This is a genomic window from Streptomyces sp. NPDC007901 (assembly GCF_042959465.1).
GTDB lineage: Bacteria > Actinomycetota > Actinomycetes > Streptomycetales > Streptomycetaceae > Streptomyces.
In genome coordinates this window covers 498,818-518,227 of sequence record NZ_JBIBKW010000003.1, presented here as the reverse complement: position 1 = coordinate 518,227, position 19,410 = coordinate 498,818, and the positions used below count along the sequence as shown (strand labels likewise).

Below are 19,410 nucleotides of genomic sequence, written 5' to 3'. Positions count from 1 at the left end.
GCGCCGGGTAACCTCGGTCCCAGAGGTGATCCGCGATGACCGCGCCTCCGTTGCCCGGAGTCTTCGCCGACCTGGCCCCGCTCCTGAACCACTGGGGCTACGCGGCGGTCGGCGGGCTGCTCTTCCTGGAGGACTTCGGCGTGCCGCTCCCCGGGGAGACGATGCTGATCGCCGCCGCCGTGTACGCGGGCGCGGGGCAGCTGAACGTCGTCGCCGTCGCGGTGATCGCGGTGCTCGCCGCCGTCTGCGGCGACAACATCGGTTACGCCATCGGCCGCTACGGCGGCCACCGCCTCGTGACCCGCTACGGCCACTACGTGCTGCTCACCCCGGTGCGCGTGGCCCGGGCCGAGGCGTTCTTCACCCGTCACGGCGGCAAGGTCGTCACCGTCGCCCGCTTCGTCGAGGGCCTGCGCCAGGCCAACGGCATCGTCGCCGGGCTCAGCGAGATGCGCTGGCGCCGGTTCCTCGCCTTCAACGCCCTGGGAGCGGTGTTGTGGGTGGGCGTCTGGGTGACCCTGGGCACCCTCGCCGGCAGCCACATCGGCACGCTGTATCCGGCCATCCAGCGCTACGAGTCGTACGTGCTCGGCGCGGCGGCCGTCGCCCTCGCCGCCGTCGTCGTACGCCACCTGCTGCACCGCCGCGCCGACCACGCACCCCACCCCAGCCCCGAGTCCTCCGCCGCCCCCGCCCCGGACGACCAGGACACCCCGGCCCCCTGACACTCGGCCCCCTGACACCCCGCTCCGTACGCACCGCTCCGTGAGCGGTGGGACACGGTGTGTGCCTATGGTGAGCGGGTGACGGGCGTTTCCCCGTGGCCGCAGGTGCGTCGCAGGCTCCGGGTGCAGGGGCCGGCGGCGGCCCGGATCCTGGTGGTCGCGGTGTCCTGCTGGCAGGTGGCGCTGTGGGCCGGTGCCGATCAGCCGCCGGTGTTCGCCGCCATCGTTCCGCTGCTGTGCCTGCGCGGCGACTCCGCCTCCTCCCTGGCCGCGCTGCTGCTGAGGATCCTCGGGGTGATGGCCGGGGTGGCCCTGGGCGTCACCGTGGTCAGCCTCTTCCGGCCGAGCACGGTCGTCCTCGCCGTCGTGCTGGGGCTGGCGCTGCTGTGCGGGGCCGTGGTCAGTTCCGGGACGACGCTGAACGTGCAGGTCGCGGTGACCTCGCTGCTGGTCTTCGCCAACCCGTCCCCGGAGTCGTACGGTTTCGCCCGGTTGTGGGAGAACGCGCTGGGCGGCGCGGTCACCGCCGTCCTCGCCCCGCTGCTGTGGCCGCGCGACCCCCGCCGGGAGACGGCCGCGCTGGCGCGGGAGTGCGCGGTCGGTCTCGCGGACGGCCTGGTGCGCAGCGCGCGGGCGATCGGGTCGGCGGACGCGGCGTCCGCGAACCGGGCGTCGGTGCAGGCGGAGGCGGACCGGCTGCGGGGTTACGGGGCCGAGGCGCGGGAGGCGGAGAAGGCCCTGCGGTTCAATCCGCTGCGGCGGCGCCACCGGGCCGAGGTGGCCGCACTGGGCGACCGGATCGACCACGCCGTCCGGGCGGCACCGCATCTGCTGACCCTGGCCGCCGAGGTCGAGTTCGCCACCGCGCGGCACGGGCCCACCCCGGCGCTCGCCCGCGCCCGGACCTGCCTGCTCCCGGTCGCCGAGGCCACCGGGCGCGCCCTGGAGGCGCTGCTCGCGGGGCGGGATCCGCGGACCGACACGGATACCGCCCGCGCCGCGCTGGCCCGGTACGCCGAGGACGACACGGCGCCGGTGGCCGTGATGCTCCGCAGGCCGTTCACCAGGATCCTCGACCTCTGCGACGGTGCGTAGAGCCGAGGTACGCGGAACTGAGGCCGAGCGGGCCGCAGGGGCACCCCCGTGCCGCTGGTACGCCGGTGACGCCACGCACACCGCGCCGACCGCCTCGGGCACCGTCACCGTCTCGCCCGCCCCGCCCGCCAGCTACCGGGATTCATTCGCAGTTCTCTCGCCATCAGGCCGGGGGTGAAGCGGATCTCGTGGTGGCGGCGCGGAGCGTTGTGGTGTTGTTCCGGCGAAGCCGGGCAGTGCGCGAGTCGGTGACACCTCGTGCACATGTTCCCGACGACAGCCGGTGTTCGAGCTTTCTAGAGTGATCGTCATGCAGCTCCGGTACGCCTTCAGGTTTTACCCGGACACCGGCCAGCAGACCGCGTTGGCGAAGGCGTTCGGGTGCGCCCGCTTGGTGTTCAACGACGCAATCCGCGCCCGCGAGGACGCCCGCACGGCGGGGCAGCCATTACCGACGGCCGGTCAGCTGTCCACCCGTCTGATCACGGAGGCGAAACGGACGCCGGAGCGGTCCTGGCTGGGCGAGGTCTCCGCGGTGGTGCTCCAGCAGTCCCTGCGCGACGTCGAGAGGGCATACCGCAACTTCTTCGCGTCCCTCAAGGGCACCCGAAAGGGCCCCAGGACAGGTCCGCCCCGCTTCAAGTCCCGCAAGGAAGCCCGGCAGTCGGTCCGGTTCACCGCCAACGCCCGCTGGAGCATCACCGACAGCGGCCGTCTGAACCTGCCGAAGATCGGCGCAATGAGGGTGAAGTGGTCCCGCAGGCTGCCCGCCACCCCCACTTCCGTCACCGTCGTCAAGGACGCGGCCGGCAGGTATTTCGCCTCCTTCGTCATCGACACCGACCCCGCCGCCGACGCGGCCCGGATGCCCGAGACCGACCAGACCGTCGGTATCGATCTCGGCCTCACCCTCCCCCAGACTCCGTCCGGGGGGACCCCCATCGCGGTCCTCTCCGACGGCACGAAGATCGACTCCCCGCGCTTCCTGCGGCGCGCGGAGAAGAAACTGAAGAAGGCCCAGAAGGAGCTGTCCCGCAAGCAGAAGGGATCAAAAAACCGGGCCAAGGCCCGCCTCAAGGTCGCCCGCGCCCACGCCAAAGTCGCCGACGCGCGCCGTGAGTTCCACCACCAGCTCTCCACGAAGCTGATCTCCTAGAACCAAGGGATCGCCGTGGAGGACCTGTCGGTGGCGGGACTGGCCCGCACGAAGCTGGCCAAATCCGTGCACGACGCGGGCTGGGCATCGTTCATCGGCATGCTGGAATACAAAGCGGAACGGTACGGCCGTGTCCTGGTCAAGATCGGCCGGTTCGAGCCGACCTCCCAGACCTGCTCCACCTGCGGCGCCAAGGACGGACCCAAACCCCTGAAAGTGAGGGAATGGACCTGCAGCGCCTGCGGCACCGTCCACGACCGGGACCACAACGCCGCGATCAACGTCAAGACGGCCGCCGGACTGGCGGTATCGGCCTGCGGAGCGCCGGTAAGACCAGGAGAAATCCCGGCACAGCGCGAAGAAACAGGAAGCCACGGACTCCCGACCGAACCCCGCGCCGCGTAGCGGCACAGCAACACGTCGAGAAGGCCAGAATCCTCGGGCTTCAGCCCGAGGAGCAAGTCAACGCTTCCGGGTCCGCAACTAACTACGACAACTACTCCCTGGACAGGGCGGTGGGCCGCGGCAGCGGCACGCCGTCCACGGAAAGGTCGACGCGCTCGTTGTAGAAGGCGACCATCCCGGCGACGGCGGCGCACGCCGCCGTCGGGAAGTCGTACGCCCAGGCGAGGTCGTCGTGGACGGCCGTCCCGTGCGCGAACGACCAGTACCCGCTGGTCCGGCCCTTGTACGGGCACTGCGTCACGGTGTCCGAGGGGCGCAGCAGGGTCCAGTCGACGTAGGCGCGCTCCAGGTAGTAGCGGGTGGGCAGGCCGGTCTCGAAGAGCTTCACCGAGGACGGCGCGTCCGCCAGGACCACGCCGTCCACCTCGACGCGGACGCTGCTGGACGAGCGCAGCGCGTCCACGCGGGTGTACGGGCTCCGCGGGTGCACGAAGACCTGTTCCTCCTCCTCGTACCACGCGTCGAGCGCGTCCCACCGGAACCGGGCGGTGCCGACGAGCTGCTCCGGGGCCCCCTCGGCCCAGACCCAGGCCGCACCGGCACGGACCTCGGAGCCGACCCGCAGCGAGTGCCGCCGGGCGGGGCCGGGGGCCGGCCGTCCGGTGCGGCCGTCGTCGGTCAGCAGGACGCCCTCGGCGAGGTCCCGCAGCGGAATGCCGTACTGCGGATAACCGGGCCACTCCCACACGTACCAGGCCCGCCGGGTGTCGAACACCCACCGGCCGCCGACCTGCGCACGGATCCGCCGCGGCACCGGTTCGACATGCCCGGCCGGGACGACGAGACCCGGGTAGTGCATGCTCTCGTCCGCCATACGTCCTCCTGCTCAGGGACACCGAGGCCCGGTCACCCGTTCGGCGACGGCCGATGGCCGGTGGCCCCGGAGACCCCCACGATGGCGGAGAGGACGGGAGGCCACCGTGGGACACGCTGTCGGTGACGTGCTGGGCCTGGCCGCGGGTGTCGCGGTCAGCCCCCTGCCGATCGTGGCGATCATCCTCATTCTCGCCACCCCGCGGGGGCGCCTCAACGGAACGCTGTTCGCCCTCGGCTGGGTGCTGGGGCTCGCGGCGCTCGGCGCGATCATGCTGGCCGTGGGCGGCTCGGGCGGGGCCTCGGACCACAAGCACCCCGCCACCTGGGTCGGCGCCCTCAAACTCGCCCTGGGCGCACTCCTCGCTCTCTTCGGCGCCGTCCAGTGGCGGCGCCGCCCCCGGGACCCCTCCCAGGCACAGCTCCCGAAGTGGATGGCGGCGATCGACCACTTCACCCCGGCCAAGATCCTCGGGCTGGGGCTGCTGCTGTCGGCGGGCAACCTCAAGAACGCGCCCCTGACCATCGCCGCGGCCGCCTCGATCAGCTCCGCCGGGATCCCCGTGCCGCAGCAGATCGGCACCCTCGCGATCTTCGTGGTCATCGCGTCCCTCGGCGTGCTCGCCCCGCTCGCCGTCTACCTGGTCATGGGCGACCGCGCCCAGGGCATCCTCGCCAACTGGCGGGAGTGGGCCGCCCGGCACAACGTCGCCGTCCTGGCCGTCCTGTTCTTCGTGCTCGGCCTCAAGCTCCTCGGCGACGGCATCAGCATCCTCGCCGGCTGAGCAGGCCCCGCTAACCACCGTTCTGATCGACCTGCAGATGGATCGGCCCGCGCAGCACGGGACTGCGCCGGTACGGTGGCGGGTCGGCGACCAGGCTGGGGTGGTCGAGGCGGCGGGCCAGCTCCGTCAGCGCGATCTGGGCCTCCCGGCGGGCCAGCGGGCCGCCGAAGCAGAGGTGGATGCCGCTGCCGAAGCCGAGGTGCTGGTTGTCGGTCCGGTCGGGGTCGAAGCGGTCGGGATCGTGGAAGCGGTCCGGGTCGCGGCTGCCGGAGGCCAGCATCAGCATGATCTGCGAGCCCTTGGGGATGACGGTCTCGCCGACGGTGATGTCGCTGTACGCGGCCCGCCAGGGAATGATGTGCACCGGCGGTTCGTAGCGCAGCAGTTCCTCGACCAGCGGGACGACCAGGTCCGGTTCGTCGCGCAGCCGGCGCAGCACGTCCGGGTGGCGCAGCAGCGTCAGCATCCCGTTGGTGATGAGGTTGACGGTGGTCTCGTGGCCGGCGATCAGCAGCAGGTTGGCGGTGCTGATGATCTCCTCGTCGGTCATCCGCCCGTCCGGCCCGTCGTCGTTGGCCAGCCGTGACAGCAGGTCCTCGCTCGGGTGGCCGTGGCGCTGTTCCACCAGCCCGCCGAGGTACTCGCGCAGGCCCTGGCGGGCCCGTACGCCGGCCTCGAGTTTCTCCTTCGGGTCGGTCCTCGGGTCGTAGTCGATCGAGTTGATGATGTCGTTGACCCAGACACGGAACCGCGGTTCGTCCTCGCGCGGCACGCCGAGCAGGTGGCAGATCACCGTGACGGGGAACGGGTAGGCGAGGTCGTCGACGATGTCGACGCGGTCCTTGCCCGCGAAGTCGTCGATCAGGCCGCCGACCGTGGCCGCCAGGTCGGGTTCCAGGCCGGTCACCAGCCCCGGGGTGTGCGGGGGCCCGAAGTGACGCATCGTCATCCGCCGCAGCCGGTCGTGCTCGGGCGGGTCCATGTTGATGAACGCCGGGGTGGCCCCGCCCGGGGCCGCGGGCATCGGATGCGCCAGGTTGCGGACGTCGGAGCTGAGGTGCGGGTTGTGCAGGATGTCGGCGAGCTCGCGGTACGTGCTGATGACGTAACTGCCGTCGTCCTGCCGGGCCACCGGGGTCCGGCGCAGCTCGGCGTAGAGCGGGTACGGGTCGGGGCGGGCGGAGTAGTCGAGGATCCGGTGCAGCGTGTCGGGTGTCTCGGTGGTGGTCATCTCGCGCTCCCTCCTACCGGTGGTGCTGGTACGCGGCCGTGACGCGTCGCTCGCTCGGGTCGTGTCCGGTGACGACCACCGTGGCGCCCTGCGCGAGCAGGGTGGGGCCGGGGAAGTCGACGGGGACCGGTTTCATGTCGAGGGGCTGGTCGGGTGCGGGGCAGGGCGGCGGGAACGGCGCGGCCGTCTCGATGAGACGCCGGTAGTGGTCCAGCCACTTGGCGTTGTTGAAGCTCACCGCCGCGGTGACCCGGCCCCGGTAGCCGTACGCGGCGACGAAGCGGTGGTCGGGCACCGAGCCCTGGGTGACGACCACCTCGTCGGCGAAGGTCGGCACACCCACGGACTTGATGTTGACGCCGAACTGGATCGACCAGAACAGCGGGACGGACAGGTGGGGCCAGCGGTCCGCCTGGCCGTGGACCATGTTGTGGGCCGCGACCTCGGCCTGCTCCACGGCGTTGGCCCAGTGCTCCAGCGAGATGAGCCGGTACTCGTAGACCGGGTTGGGGCAGCGTGCCACGTCCCCGGCGACGAAGATGTCGTCGGTGATGGTGCCGTTGAGGTCCATGGCGCGGCAGCCCGTGTCGCAGGCGATGCCCCAGACGCCCGCCGCGAGGCCCGAGCCCCGCAGCCACTCGGTGTTGCGGATGCCGCCGAGCGCGACCACGGCCACGTCGGTGTCGAGGGTGCTGCCGTCGTCGAAGTGGGCCCGGCGCAGCCGCCCTTGGCCGTCGCCCTCCAGCCGGGTGACCTTGACCCGGCAGCGCAGGTCGACCCCGTGGGCGCGCTGCAGGTCCGAGGCCACGTCGCCGATCATGGCGCCGAGCGCCCCGACCAGCGGGGCCGGCGCGAGTTCGGCGACGGTCACCGGGATGTCCCGCTCGCGGCAGATGGAGGCGATCTCGGAGCCGGTGAACCCCGCGCCGATGACCAGCACCCGGGAGGGTCCGGCGGCGAGGGCCCGCTGCAGGCCCTCGGCGTGCTCGCGGGTGCGGACGACGAACACGCCGTCCAGCGCCGCCTCGCTCTCCACGAACCAGGGCCTGGCCCGTACGCCGGTGCAGATCAGCAGCCGGTCGAAGGGGATCTCGCGGCCGTCGGCGAGCCGCACGTGGTTGGTGGCCAGGTCCAGGCCGCTGGCGGGCACGCCCAGCAGCCACTCCGCGTCGATCTCACGGCGCCGCGGCAGCAGGGTGCCGTCGGCGGGCACCCAGCCCGTCAGCACCTGCTTGGACAAGGGGGGACGGTCGTAGGGCTCGCCTAGTTCGTCGCCGATCATCGTCAGCGACCCGGTGAAGCCCTCGTCGCGCAGCGCTTCCGCGGCCCGCAGCCCCGCCAGTGACGCCCCGACGATGACGATCCGGCCGTCGCGCTTGAACGCTCGCAGGTTGTCGGCGCTGGTCATGACCTCGACGCCTCCACCGGTACGTCCCGCCCCTGTGGCCGCCCCTCCAGCCGGTCGACCAGGATCGCCTGGACCGGGCAGGCCGCCGCGGCCCGCAGCACCCGGTCGCGCTGGGCGTCGTCGGGGTTCGGGTCGTACATCAGCGCTTCCTCGCCATGCATCCGGAACGCGTCCGGAGCGAGGAACGCGCACTGTGCGTACCCTTCACATCGGGAAAGATCAACGACGACTCGCATCCCGGCCTCCACAGGGATCGCAAACTGCGGACCTCGAAGCCGGCGCCCACCGGGAGAAGGGGGCACGCCGCGGGTCTCCGCAGAGAGAATGGGGCATCACGTCCCGGGCCGGCTCCTGGCCGGCCCGAGGCGATCGGCGGCGGTGCGGAACCGCCCACAGATCCTGGCATTCCTGCAGTTGAGCCTATTCCGCGCGCACACCGCCCGCACCCCGGGAGACCATGAGCCGACAGGGGTGGGCCAACTGCGGCAGGAGGTTCCCCATGACCTCGGACCAGCCCCTCACGGAAACCGCCTTCCGCGAGCTGTACCGACGGCTGCGCGGCCGGGCGCCGCGTGGGGCGTTGGACCGGCTGACGCCGGAGCGGGTCGTGGCGGCCGCCGCCGGGGTCCGGTACGGGCGCACCGTGTCGCTGGCCGCGACCGTCGAGACCCGGCCCGCGACGGACTGCCCGGAGCCCGCGACCCACCGGATGACGGCTCCCGCGCCCGGCGAGAGCGCCGCGCCCGGGCTGGTGTTCGCCCGCGACCGGTTCGCCATGAACGTGCACGGTGACGTCGACAGCCACCTCGACGCGCTGTGCCATGTGATCTTCGACGGCGAGCTGTACGGCGGTGTCCCGGCGAGCACCGTGACACCGGACGGTGCCGGGGCGCTCACGCTCGGCCTGGTGCGGGACGGCATCGTCGGCCGCGGTGTCCTGCTGGACGTCCCGCGGCTGCGCGGGGTGCGGTGGCTGGAGCCCGGCGACCAGGTGACCGCCGAGGACCTGGCCGCGGCCGAGGCCGCCCAGGGGATCACGGTCGGACCGGGCGACCTGCTGTTCGTGCGGCTGGGGCACCGCCTGCGGCGCCGCACCCTCGGCCCCTGGGACGTGACATCGGCCCGGGCGGGCCTGCATCCGACGGCGATGGACTTCCCGGCCGAGCGGGGCGTGTCGGTCCTGGGCTCGGACGGCAACAGCGACGCGGCCCCCAGCGCGGTCGCCGGGATCGGGTTCCCCGTGCACGTGCTGGCCGTCAACGCCCTGGGGCTGCACCTGCTGGACTGGCTGGACTTCGAGGAGTTGGCGGCGGTCTGCGAGCAGCAGGGGCGCTGGCACTTCCTGTGCGTCGTCGCCCCACTGCGCCTGCCGGCGGCGACCGGCTCCCCGGTGAACCCGATCGCCGTCATGTGACGGCACGCAGGCGGCGTCCGCTCCGCGTGCCGCACCCCCGTACGACGCGTACGTTCGAAGGAGGGACGCAACAAGGACGGTGGTTGCCATGGACGCCCTGCCCCCGTACGACGTCATCGTCATCGGCACCGGTGCCGGCGGCGGCACGCTCGCCCACCGCCTCGCACCGTCCGGGAAACGCGTACTGATCCTCGAACGCGGCGACTACCTGCCCCGCGAACGCGACAACTGGGACTCCACCGCCGTGTTCGTCAAGGCCAAGTACCGGGCCCCGGAGTTCTGGCTGGACCGGCACGGCAAGGAGTTCCCGCCCGAGGTGAACTACTACGTCGGCGGGAACACCAAGTTCTACGGCGCGGCCCTGTTCCGGCTGCGCCCCGAGGACTTCGGCGAACTCCGCCACCACGACGGCATCTCCCCGGCCTGGCCGATCGGTTACGACGACCTGGAGCCGTACTACACCCAGGCCGAGCACCTCTACCTGGTGCACGGCCGGCACGGCGAGGACCCCTGGGAAGGGCCGTGCAGCGCCCAGTACGCGTACCCACCGGTCGAACACGAGCCGCGCATCGAGCGGTTGAGCATGGACCTGGAGAAGCAGGGCCTGCACCCCTTCCACCTGCCGATCGGCGTCAACCTCACCCAGGACGAGGACGGCCGGGCCACCCACTCCAGCGTCTGCATCCGCTGCGACCGCGTGGACGGCTTCCCCTGCCTGCTGCGCGCCAAGTCCGACGCCCAGGTGATCTGCGTGGAACCGGCGCTGGAGCACCCGAACGTGGAACTGGTCACCAACGCCCGGGTGACCCGGCTGGAGACCGACCCCACCGGACGCACTGTCACCTCGGTCGTCGCCGAACTCCCCGGCGAGCGGGAGGCCCGGTTCTCGGCCGACGTCGTGGTCGTGGCCTGCGGGGCCGTCAACTCGGCGGCGCTGCTGCTGGCGTCCGCGAACGACCGGCACCCGCACGGCCTCGCGAACAGTTCCGACGTGGTCGGCCGGCACTACATGCGCCACAACAACCTGGCGCTGATGGCCGTATCGGAGGAACCCAACGACACCCGGTTCCAGAAGACCCTCGCCCTGCACGACTGGTACCTGGGCGCGGACGACTGGGAGTACCCGCTGGGCGGCATCCAGATGCTGGGCAAGTCGGACGCCGAGCAGATCCACGGCGAGGCCCCGCGCTGGGCCGGGGCGGTCCTGCCGGACATGCCGTTCGAGGTGCTGGCCCATCACGCCGTCGACTTCTGGCTGTGCGGGGAGGACCTGCCGCAGCCGGACAACCGGGTGACCCTGGAGGACGACGGGCAGATCCGCCTCACCCTCGACGAGGGCAACAACATCGAGGGGCTGAACCGCCTGCGGCACAAACTGCAGCACCTGCTCGGCCATCTGGGCATGCGCGAGCACCATCTGCTGTCCCACAGCATCTACCTGCACAAGGGCATGCCGATCGGCGCCACCGCGCACCAGGCCGGCACGGTGCGGTTCGGCACCGACCCGGCGGCCTCGGCCCTGGACGTGCACTGCAAGGCGCACGACCTCGACAACCTCTACGTCGTCGACACCAGCTTCTTCCCGAGCATCGGCGCGGTGAACCCGTCCCTGACGGCCATCGCGAACGCCCTCCGGGTCGGCGACCACCTGCTGGAGCGGCTCGGCTGAGCCGCCGTCACCGCCCGGACCCCGACCGGGCGAAGATCCTGCGCCGGGCAGCGCAACGCGGTCCGCCACGGCGTGCCGACACCCCGCACCGGTGTTTGTCTGACGACCGGACCTCCGGGCGTCGGACCCGGCGGAGGCGGGCACGGCAGTGGAGGAGCGGGACAGCGTGAGTTCCACCGAGGGGATTTCCCGGGGCGTGATCCCGGCGCATCTGCTGAAGGGCCAGAAGGCCCTGGTCACCGGCGCGAACTCCGGGATCGGCAAGGCGACGGCCATCGCCCTGGGCCGGGCCGGGGCCGATGTCGTGGTCAACTACGTGGCCGGCGGCGAGGAGGCCGAGAAGGTGGTCGAGGAGATCACCGCCCTCGGCGTCCGGGCGGCCGCCTACGAGGCGGACGTCTCCGACGAGCAGCAGGTCATCGCCATGACGGAGCGGATGGTCGAGGAGTTCGGCACCATCGACATCCTGGTCGCCAACGCCGGACTCCAGCGGGACGCCCGGTTCACCGACATGACCCTCGCCCAGTGGCAGAAGGTCCTGGACGTCAACCTCACCGGGCAGTTCCTGTGCGCCCGGGAGGCGACCAAGGAGTTCCTGCGCCGCGGTGTCGTGCCCGAGGTGTCCCGCGCGGCCGGGAAGATCATCTGCATGAGCTCGGTGCACCAGATCATCCCCTGGGCCGGGCACGTCAACTACGCCTCCTCCAAGGGCGGTGTGCAGATGATGATGGAGACGCTGGCCCAGGAACTCGCCCCGAAGAAGATCCGCGTCAACGCGATCGCCCCCGGCGCCATCAGGACCCCCATCAACCGCAGCGCCTGGGACACCCCCCAGGCCGAGCAGGACCTGCTGAAGCTGATCCCCTACGACCGGGTCGGCGACCCCGAGGACATCGGCTACGCGGCCGTCGGCCTCGCCTCCGACCTCATGGACTACGTCGTCGGCGCCACCCTCTACGTCGACGGCGGGATGACCCTCTTCCCGGGCTTCGCCACCGGCGGCTGACCCGTGCACCCGGTCCTGTTCCTCACCAACTCCCTCACCGGCGCCGTCGCCGACGTACCACCACAGACGCTGCCGGCCCGGTCGATGATGGCCTTCACCCTGGCCTCCCACATCATCCTGGTGCCCCTGGGAGTGGCGCTGCCGCTGATCACGCTCGTCATGCACGGCTACGGCCTGCGCCGCGGCGACGCCACCGCCCTGCTGCTGGCCCGGCGGTGGTCGGCCGTCATGGCGGTGCAGTTCGCGATCGGCGTGGTCACCGGCACGGTGCTGTCCTTCGAGTTCGGGCTGCTGTGGCCGGGCATGATGGGCCGCTGGGGCGACGTCTTCGGCATCGGCTTCGGTGTCGAGGCGTGGGCGTTCTTCCTGGAGGCCGTCCTCATCGCCATCTACCTCTACGGCTGGCGCCGGCTCCCCTCCCGCACCCACTTCCTGCTGGGGCTTCCCCTGCCGCTGGTGGCGCTGCTCGGCGCCTTCGGCATCCTCGCCGCCAACTCGTGGATGAACACCCCGCGCGGCTTCACCCTCGACTCCGCCGGCAACCCGGTCGACGTGAAGATCTGGAAGGCGGTCTTCACCCCCATGTTCGGCCCGGAGTACTGGCACTTCGTCTTCGCGATGTTCGTGACGGCGGGCTATGTCGTCGCCGGTGTCTACGCCGTCGGGTGGCTGCGCGGCCGCCGGGACCGCTACCACCGGCTCGGTTTCACGATCCCCTTCACGATCGCCGCCGTCTGCACGCCCGTGCAGTTCATGCTCGGCGACTCCATCGCCCGGCAGGTCTTCCACAAGCAGCCGGTGAAGTTCGCCGCCATGGAGATCGTCTGGAAGACCGCCACCCACCAGCCGGAGTACCTGTACGGCCGGATCCACCCGGACGGCACCGTCTCCGGCGGCATCAGGATCCCGCAGCTCGACTCCGTCCTGGCCGGCTTCCGCCCGGACACCAAGGTCACCGGGCTCACCTCGGTCCCCGCCGACGACCGGCCGACGGCCGCCCAGGCCACCATCGCCCACTTCGCCTTCGACACCATGGTCGGCATCGGCTCCCTGCTGCTCCTGCTCGCCCTCTGGTACGCCGTGCTGTGGCTGTGGCGCCGCCGACTGCCCGCCTCCCCGTGGTTCTTCCGGGGCGCGGCCTGCGCGGGCGCGGCCTCCGTCGTCGCCGTCGAGTGCGGCTGGATCACCACCGAGGTGGGCCGCCAGCCCTGGATCGTGTACCAGAACATGCGGGTAGCCGAGGCGGTGACGGCGACCCGCTCCGCCGGCCTGTGGACCATGTTCGCGCTGGTCGTCGTCGTATACGTGTTCGTCTTCGGGTCGTTCCTCGCGGTGCTGCTGAAGATGCGCACTCGCTGGCGGCTCGCCGACGAGCAGGGCGGGCCGGGCGGACCCCGGCCGCCGAAGGAGACACCGGAGCCCGACACCCCCGAGACGGACACCCCGTACGGTCCGCGCTCCGCCGGGAGCCGGCTGTGATCGCCGGGGTCATCGCCGTCGTCCTGCTGCTCGCGATCGCCGCCTACGCCTGCGGCGGGGGCACCGACTACGGCGCCGGCTTCTGGGACCTGACCGCGGGCGGCGCCGAGCGCGGCAAGCGTCCGCGGTGGCTGATCGACCACGCGATGGAGCCGGTCTGGGAGGTCAACAACGTCTGGCTGATCTTCGTGCTGGTGATCATGTGGACGGGTTTCCCGGTCTTCTTCCAGCAGGTGTTCACCACGATGTGGCTGCCCCTGGCGCTGGCCGCCGTCGGCATCGTGCTGCGCGGCGCCGGCTTCGCCCTGCGCAAGCCCGCCCGGCGGCTGGCCGGACGGCGCCTGTACGGGGCGGTCTTCGCCGTCTCCTCGCTGCTGACGCCGTTCTTCCTCGGCGCCGCGGCCGGCGGGGTGGCCTCGGGCCGGGTCACCGCCACGACGACGGCGTCCACGGACGTCTGGGCCAACCCCACCTCCCTGCTGTTCGGCCTGCTCGCCGTCGCGGCCACCGCCACCCTCGGCGCCGTCTTCCTCGCCGCGGACGCCCGCCGCTTCGACGCGCCGGACCTCGACCGCTACTTCCGGCGGCGGGCCCTCGCCGCCCTCGCCGCCGTAGCCGTGCTCGCCGTCATCACCCTCTTCGTCACCCACGGCGACGCGCCCCACGTCTGGCACGGCCTCACCCACGGCGTCGGCCTCGTCTTCGTCGTCATCGCGGTACTGGCCACCGCGGCCACCGCCTGGCTGCTGACCCGGCCCTCCGGAGCCTGGTCCCGGGTCACCGCGGTCGGCGTGGTCGCCTCGGCCGTCATCGCCTGGGGCATGGCCCAGCGCCCCTACCTCGTCCCCACCTCCCTGACCGTCGCCGACGGCGCGGGCGCCCACACCACCCTGCGCTGGCTGGGACTCGTCACCCTCGTCGCCCTCGTCCTCGTCGTCCCCGCGGTCGTCTTCCTCTACTGGCTGGACACCCACGGCGAACTGGAGGGCCTCACCGACGCCGACCTGCGGCGCCCTGAAGCGCCCCGATAGGGGCGCGGGGCTGTGTCGACGACCCAACTGCTCAGCGCTTGTCGAGGGCGTCGTTCAAGGTGATCGCCGAGTCGACGAGCGCAAGGTGCGTGAACGCCTGCGGGAAGTTGCCGAGTTGACGCCCCGTCGGGTCGATCTCCTCGGAGTACAGGCCCAGATGGTTGGCGTACCCCATCATCTTCTCGAAGGTCAGCCGAGCCCGGTCCGTCCGGCCGGCGCGAGCCAACGCGTCGACGTACATGAACGTGCACAGCGAGAACGTGCCCTCCGAGCCGCGCAGGCCGTCGGGCGAGGCATCGGGGTTGTACCGGTAGACCAGGCTGTCGCTGACCAGTTCCTCCTCCATGGCGTCCAGGGTCGCCGACCACATCGGATCACCGGGGGTGATGAAGCCGACCGTCGCCATCCGCAGCAGCGAGGAGTCCAGGACCTCGCTGCCGTAGTGCTGGACGAAGGCCTGCCGCCGCTGACTCCAGCCCTTGTCCATGACCTGCTCGTAGACGGCGTCCCGTTCGGCCTTCCAGCGCTCGGCCGCGGACGGCCGCCCGTTCGCCTCGGCGAGCCGCAGCGCGCGGTCGAACGCCACCCACGACATCACCCGGCCGTAGGTGAAGTCCTGGCGGCCGCCGCGGGTCTCCCAGATGCCCTCCTCCGCCTGGTCCCAGTGGTCGGCCAGCCACTCCAGGTCCGTCCGCAGCGAGGTCCAGCCCCCGTGCCCGACGGAGAAGCCGTGCTGGTGCGCGAAGTAGATGCTGTCCAGCGCCTCGCCGTAGATGTCCAGCTGGAGCTGGGTGGCGGCGCCGTTGCCGATCCGGACGGGGGCGGAACCCGCGTAGCCCTCCCAGTGGTCGAGGATCTGCTCGTCCAGGTCGGAGGAGCCGTCGACCTTGTACATGATGTTCAGCGGGCCCGTGTTCCCGTGCCGGCCGGCCCGCTCCTTGACCCGGTCGCCCAGCCAGATGATGAACGCCCGGGCCTCCTCGGTGAAGCCCAGTCCCAGCAGGGCGTACACGGAGAAGGAGGCGTCCCGGATCCAGGTGAAGCGGTAGTCCCAGTTGCGTTCGCCGCCCAGCTGCTCCGGGAGGGCCGCCGTCGGGGCGGCCACCAGGGCGCCGCTGGGGGCGAAGGTCATCAGCTTCAGCGTGATCGCGGACCGCTCCACCACCTCGCGCCAGCGCCCGGTGTACGTCGACTGCGTCAGCCAGGAGCGCCAGAACCCGACCGTCTCGTTGAAGAGCCGTTCGTGTTCTTCTCGGCGGATCTCCCGGGGCGGGCCCTCGGCCCCCATCTCCAGGATCAGTCCGCGCTGCTGGCCGGCCTCCAGGGTCAGCGTGACCTGCAGGTCGGCGTCCCGGTGTGTCAGGAGGTCCGAGAGGCGCTCGTCGTCCGGCTCCCGGATGGGGTGCACGGTGAGTTCCGTGCCGTCCTCCGCGGCGAAGACCGCGCCGTGCGGGGTGATGTGCACCTCGTGTTTCATCAGCCCGTAGTCGAACCGCGGGGCGACCTCCACGTCGAAGGTCATGGTGCCGCGGACACAGCGGACCAGGCGGACCAGCCGGTGCCGGCGGGTGACCGTCGTACCGGTCACCGGCATGAAGTCGATCACCTCGCCGGCGCCCGCCTCGGTCATGAACCGGGTGACCAGGATCGCCGTGTCGGGCAGGTACAACTGCTTGGTCGAATGCGTCGGGTGGGCCGGGCGGACCGTGCAGTGGCCGCCGTTCTCCTTGTCCAGCAGCGCCCCGAACACACTCGGCGAGTCGAACCGCGGGGAGCAGAACCAGTCGACCGCCCCCTCGGTGGTCACCAGTGCCGCGGTCTGCAGGTCGCCGACCAGTCCGTGGTTCTCGATCAGCGGGTAGTCGTCCACGGGGCGCCCCTTCCGGTGTGCGATTCACCCGAATGACCCCCTCGATCAGGGTATGCCGCGGCCTCTGCTCCGGCTCGTCGGGCGAGGCCCGGTCACCGGTCCGGCGCGGTGCCGCCCGGCATGGCCCGTACCGCCCGCACCGCGTCCGCCAGCACCTCCGCCGGGCTCTCCGAGTCGTTGACGTCGAGGGTGACGCCCGGTTCGTCGGTGTGAAGCGGGTCCAGGGTCGCGTACTGGGAGTCGAGCAGCGCCGGCGGCATGAAGTGGCCCGTGCGCCGGGCCAGCCGCCGCTCGGCCACGTCGTGGTCGAGGGCCAGGTACAGGAACCACACGTCCGCGCCGGTGCTCCGGAACCGGTCGCGGTAGGCGCGCTTGAGCGCGGAACAGGCGGCGACGCCTCCGGAACCACTCGACGCGGTGGTCCGGATCCACTCCGTGACCGCCTCCAGCCAGGGCCGCCGGTCGGCGTCGTCCAGCGGGTGCCCGGACGCCATCTTGGCGCGGTTCGCCGCGGAGTGGAGGCTGTCCCCCTCCAGGAACGGCACCCCGAGCAGCCGCGCGAGCCCGGCTCCCACGGTGGACTTGCCGGACCCGGACACCCCCATCACGATCACCACGCGCGGGCCGGCGGCGGATTGCATGTCTCCACTATCACCCGGCACCCCGCTCGGGGCTCACCGCGGCCAGAACTGGGCGAGGGCCCCTTCCCGGTACGGGGCCGGGCTGACGCTGAGGTCGCCGGCGAAGGGGCGGTCCAGGACGAAGACCAGGAGCAGGCTGAAGCCGACGAGCCCGGCGACCGAGGCGACGAACAGCATCTGGACCCGCAGTTTGCGCATGCCGTAGAGGAACGTGAGCGGGACGAGCACGAGGGCGCCGCCGATGGCCAGCACCTGGAGCAGCACGGGAAGTTCCTGGCGCGCCATGGTGATGCGGGCGCGGCGCTGGGAGGCGACGTCGTCGAGATGGCCGACGGCCTGCTCGTAGAAGACCTGCTCCCGCTCGGTCCTCGGGTCGTACGTCTGGAGCACGTGGAAGGCATCCTGGAGGTGGGACTCCGTGGCCCCGTAGCTGGGGTGGCCCGCGCGCATCCGGGGCCACTGGTCCTCGACGACGGCGTGGACGTAGCCGCTGAGAGTGGAGTCGAGCCGGGCCCGCACCGCCGCCGGGAACGCGGCGGCGTCCCGGGCGATGAGCGCCGTGTCGGTGGCCTCGGAGGAGACGATGGTCTGGGTGTCCTCCAGCTGCGTCCACAGGGTGACGATCACGAAGGCGAGGATGATGCCGTAGATCGCGCCGAACATCCCGAGCGTCACCCCGACCAAGTCGTTGTGCTCGCCCCGGGCCGGCGACGGGTACCTGCGGCGCATCAGCACACTGCCGCCGACGGCCAGGACGACGGTCCCGCCGACGGTGAGGACGGCCAGCGTGAAGGTGCTGAAGTGGTTGAGCAGCCAGAGCGACATGTGCGCGGAGTCCAGGCCGGACACACCCCGCCGAAATCTCCGTTTCCCGGGCAACTGCGGTGCGGTGGAAAGCCGTTCACACCATCGGGTGAGAGCCCGATGGTGACGGCGGCCCGGCGGCGCGTGCGGTCAGCGGACGTCGACGTAGTCGCCGGCGGAGGTCGAGTCGAGGTACGCGCCGGTCGCGGTGTACGCGGCGCTCCAGGTGCCGTCCTTCTTGGCGGTGAAGGTGAGGGTGAACCTGCCGTCCTTGCCGGTGGTCACGGTCGCCATGCGGGTGACGGCCGTGGCTCCGGCGGCACGGAACCGGATGCTGACCTTCTGCCCGGAGACGCCGGTCCAGGTGGTGCCCTTCTGGCGCTGCAGGATCCCGGTCACGGTGAGGGTGCGGCCCTTGCGCACCGGCTCGGGCGAGGCGTTGAAGCCGGTGACGCGGGTGACCGCCCGGGTCAGGTGCAGGACGCCGTTGGTGGCCGGGGTGGCGTCCGCGCTCCCCGGGTAGTACAGGCGCAGGTAGCCGGTGGGCTTGCGCAGGGTGTGCCAGGTGTCGAAGGCGCCCGTGGCGTCGGGGGTCACCGTCGCGACCGTCGTCCAGCCGGTGCGGCCGTCGGACGACTGCTGGAGCCTGACGCTCCCGGTGGGCTGCGATCCCGCCGAGGCGCTGAGGCGGCCCTTGACCCGGACGGCCCCGGCGCCGGTGAAGGTGTGGTCGCTCCAGGAGAGGACGGAGCGCGAGAGGGCGTGCAGGCTTGCCTGTGCGCTGCCCTGCTGGAGGAAGCCGAAGCCGCCGACGGTCGCCGTCCAGGCGGTGTCCCCGGTGACCGTGGCAAGCGTCTCGCCGAACCGGCCGCCGTCGGTGAGTTCGTAGGCGTGGGAGCCGTTCGGGCCCGACAGCAGCACCTCGGTGTCCGGGTCCCCCGCCGTCAGCGGTGTCCAGGTGTTCGTCGTGGGGCTCAGGTACTGCGCGGTGCCGGCGACCGCGTAGGAGGCGCCGTACGCGGCGGTGCCTGCGGCCTTGTCGAAGACGACCCGGGTCGGGCTGATCGTCCTGGCCACCGTCACCGGGTCCGTGCCGACGGTCTGGTCGTCCTGCTGCACCGCGTACACGTACACGGAGTTACGGACGGGGGCGGTGACCTGGTAGCTGCCGTCGGCCTGGACGGCGGCGCCGACCTCCCAGGTTCCCGATCCCGAGGACCGGGTCCCGGTGAGGAAGACCTCGCTCCCGGTCCAGCCGGGGGTGGTGGCCCCGGTGGCCGGGTCGAACGTCGACACCTTGCCCGTGGCGGTGACCGTCGGGTGCTCGAAGTCCACCGTGGTCCGGTCCAGGGCGGTGTCGCTGAAGACGGGCAGGTCCTCGTAGCGGACGACGCCCTGGCCGAGGAAGGCGGGGTGGTCGCCGTCGGCGTCCGCGAGGTCGACGGTCGTGTCGTACACGCCGTGGGTGCCCAGGGCCACCCGGTCGGAGCTGCGCCAGGTGCCGTCCTCCGCGGTGCCGGAGACGAGGGTGAACCCGGTGACGGCCGTCACCGGCCGGTCCCCGGAGACGCGCAGGGTGAGCCGCGCGGTGACCGAGGACGCGTCGATCGCGGTGTCGGACGCGGCGTGGAACTCCAGGTAGCCGGCGTCGTCCGGGTCGCCGCCGACCGCCGACACGACGGGCAGCACGGTGTCCGTGGTGTCGGCGAGCGCCGGGGTGACGGTCGCGATGCTCACCAGGCCGGCGAAGAGCGTGAGCGGTGCGATGAGAGGCCGGCGCACGAGGGCTCCAGGGGAATCGGTGAGGCACGCGGGGCG

The 19,410-nt window shown here is 71.9% G+C and carries 16 protein-coding genes and 1 pseudogene; 9 read left to right on the top strand and 8 right to left on the bottom strand.

Going from position 1 to position 19,410, the window contains the following annotated elements; translation table 11 throughout:
• The first annotated feature begins 35 nt into the window (after positions 1 to 35).
• From ACFZDK_RS12655 to ACFZDK_RS12645, 3 genes and pseudogenes are all read left to right on the top strand, one after another.
• Positions 36 to 725, top strand: a complete 690-nt coding sequence (locus ACFZDK_RS12655; protein ID WP_390972003.1) for a VTT domain-containing protein — start codon at positions 36 to 38, stop codon at positions 723 to 725.
• A gap of 78 nt (positions 726 to 803) precedes the next feature.
• Positions 804 to 1,820 carry an FUSC family protein gene (locus ACFZDK_RS12650; RefSeq protein ID WP_390972002.1) on the top strand — a complete coding sequence of 339 codons (1,017 nt, stop codon included), beginning with the start codon at positions 804 to 806 and terminating at the stop codon, positions 1,818 to 1,820.
• Positions 1,821 to 2,130: 310 nt separating this feature from the next.
• A pseudogene (locus ACFZDK_RS12645) lies at positions 2,131 to 3,381 on the top strand (RNA-guided endonuclease InsQ/TnpB family protein).
• A 91-nt stretch (positions 3,382 to 3,472) separates the two neighbouring features.
• On the opposite strand, the gene ACFZDK_RS12640 reads toward ACFZDK_RS12645, so the two are convergent.
• Positions 3,473 to 4,255, bottom strand: coding sequence for a DUF427 domain-containing protein (locus ACFZDK_RS12640; RefSeq protein ID WP_390972001.1), 783 nt, complete (start codon positions 4,253 to 4,255; stop codon positions 3,473 to 3,475).
• Between the two features lie 106 nt (positions 4,256 to 4,361).
• Here ACFZDK_RS12640 and ACFZDK_RS12635 point away from each other — a divergent pair, with 106 nt between their 5' ends.
• Entirely contained in the window at positions 4,362 to 5,039 is a 678-nt protein-coding gene (locus ACFZDK_RS12635) for a GAP family protein (RefSeq protein WP_390972000.1), read from the top strand.
• 10 nt (positions 5,040 to 5,049) lie between these two features.
• Here the strand turns inward: ACFZDK_RS12635 and ACFZDK_RS12630 are convergent, their stop codons facing one another.
• From ACFZDK_RS12630 to ACFZDK_RS12620, 3 genes are read right to left on the bottom strand one after another with little or no spacing between them, the layout of a single operon-like run.
• On the bottom strand, positions 5,050 to 6,270 hold the full coding sequence (locus ACFZDK_RS12630; RefSeq protein WP_390971999.1) for a cytochrome P450: 1,221 nt from the start codon (positions 6,268 to 6,270) through the stop codon (positions 5,050 to 5,052).
• A 13-nt stretch (positions 6,271 to 6,283) separates the two neighbouring features.
• Entirely contained in the window at positions 6,284 to 7,678 is a 1,395-nt protein-coding gene (locus tag ACFZDK_RS12625; protein ID WP_390971998.1) for an FAD-dependent oxidoreductase, read from the bottom strand.
• Positions 7,675 to 7,914, bottom strand: coding sequence for a 4Fe-4S domain-containing protein (locus ACFZDK_RS12620; RefSeq protein WP_390971997.1), 240 nt, complete (start codon positions 7,912 to 7,914; stop codon positions 7,675 to 7,677). Before ACFZDK_RS12620 ends, ACFZDK_RS12625 begins: the two co-directional genes overlap by 4 nt.
• 263 nt (positions 7,915 to 8,177) lie before the next feature.
• On the opposite strand from ACFZDK_RS12620, the gene ACFZDK_RS12615 reads away from it, so the two are divergent.
• The 5 genes from ACFZDK_RS12615 (at position 8,178) to ACFZDK_RS12595 (ending at position 14,277) form a co-directional block, all read left to right on the top strand.
• Positions 8,178 to 9,092 carry a cyclase family protein gene (locus tag ACFZDK_RS12615; RefSeq protein ID WP_390971996.1) on the top strand — a complete coding sequence of 305 codons (915 nt, stop codon included), beginning with the start codon at positions 8,178 to 8,180 and terminating at the stop codon, positions 9,090 to 9,092.
• An 88-nt stretch (positions 9,093 to 9,180) separates the two neighbouring features.
• Positions 9,181 to 10,761 (top strand): GMC oxidoreductase, encoded by a 1,581-nt coding sequence (locus ACFZDK_RS12610; RefSeq protein ID WP_390971995.1) that lies wholly within the window; start codon positions 9,181 to 9,183, stop codon positions 10,759 to 10,761.
• A gap of 211 nt (positions 10,762 to 10,972) precedes the next feature.
• The gene (locus ACFZDK_RS12605) at positions 10,973 to 11,767 is read left to right on the top strand and encodes a glucose 1-dehydrogenase (RefSeq protein ID WP_390972513.1); all 795 of its coding nucleotides are present in this window, start codon (positions 10,973 to 10,975) and stop codon (positions 11,765 to 11,767) included.
• An 84-nt stretch (positions 11,768 to 11,851) separates the two neighbouring features.
• Positions 11,852 to 13,246 carry a cytochrome ubiquinol oxidase subunit I gene (locus ACFZDK_RS12600; protein WP_390972512.1) on the top strand — a complete coding sequence of 465 codons (1,395 nt, stop codon included), beginning with the start codon at positions 11,852 to 11,854 and terminating at the stop codon, positions 13,244 to 13,246.
• Positions 13,243 to 14,277, top strand: coding sequence for a cytochrome d ubiquinol oxidase subunit II (locus ACFZDK_RS12595; RefSeq protein ID WP_390971994.1), 1,035 nt, complete (start codon positions 13,243 to 13,245; stop codon positions 14,275 to 14,277). Before ACFZDK_RS12600 ends, ACFZDK_RS12595 begins: the two co-directional genes overlap by 4 nt.
• Before the next feature lie 31 nt (positions 14,278 to 14,308).
• Here the strand turns inward: ACFZDK_RS12595 and ACFZDK_RS12590 are convergent, their stop codons facing one another.
• The 4 genes from ACFZDK_RS12590 to ACFZDK_RS12575 all read right to left on the bottom strand — a co-directional run bounded on the left by ACFZDK_RS12590 (position 14,309) and on the right by ACFZDK_RS12575 (position 19,374).
• Positions 14,309 to 16,147, bottom strand: coding sequence for a glycoside hydrolase family 15 protein (locus ACFZDK_RS12590; protein WP_390971993.1), 1,839 nt, complete (start codon positions 16,145 to 16,147; stop codon positions 14,309 to 14,311).
• A 92-nt stretch (positions 16,148 to 16,239) separates the two neighbouring features.
• Positions 16,240 to 16,788: a gluconokinase, GntK/IdnK-type gene (locus ACFZDK_RS12585; protein ID WP_390971992.1), complete on the bottom strand. Its 549-nt coding sequence runs from the start codon at positions 16,786 to 16,788 to the stop codon at positions 16,240 to 16,242.
• Between the two features lie 33 nt (positions 16,789 to 16,821).
• Positions 16,822 to 17,613 (bottom strand): DUF4239 domain-containing protein, encoded by a 792-nt coding sequence (locus tag ACFZDK_RS12580; RefSeq protein WP_390972511.1) that lies wholly within the window; start codon positions 17,611 to 17,613, stop codon positions 16,822 to 16,824.
• A gap of 129 nt (positions 17,614 to 17,742) precedes the next feature.
• A complete protein-coding gene (locus tag ACFZDK_RS12575) occupies positions 17,743 to 19,374 on the bottom strand; it encodes a hypothetical protein (RefSeq protein ID WP_390971991.1) in 1,632 nt (543 codons plus the stop codon).
• Between the last annotated feature and the right edge of the window lie 36 nt (positions 19,375 to 19,410).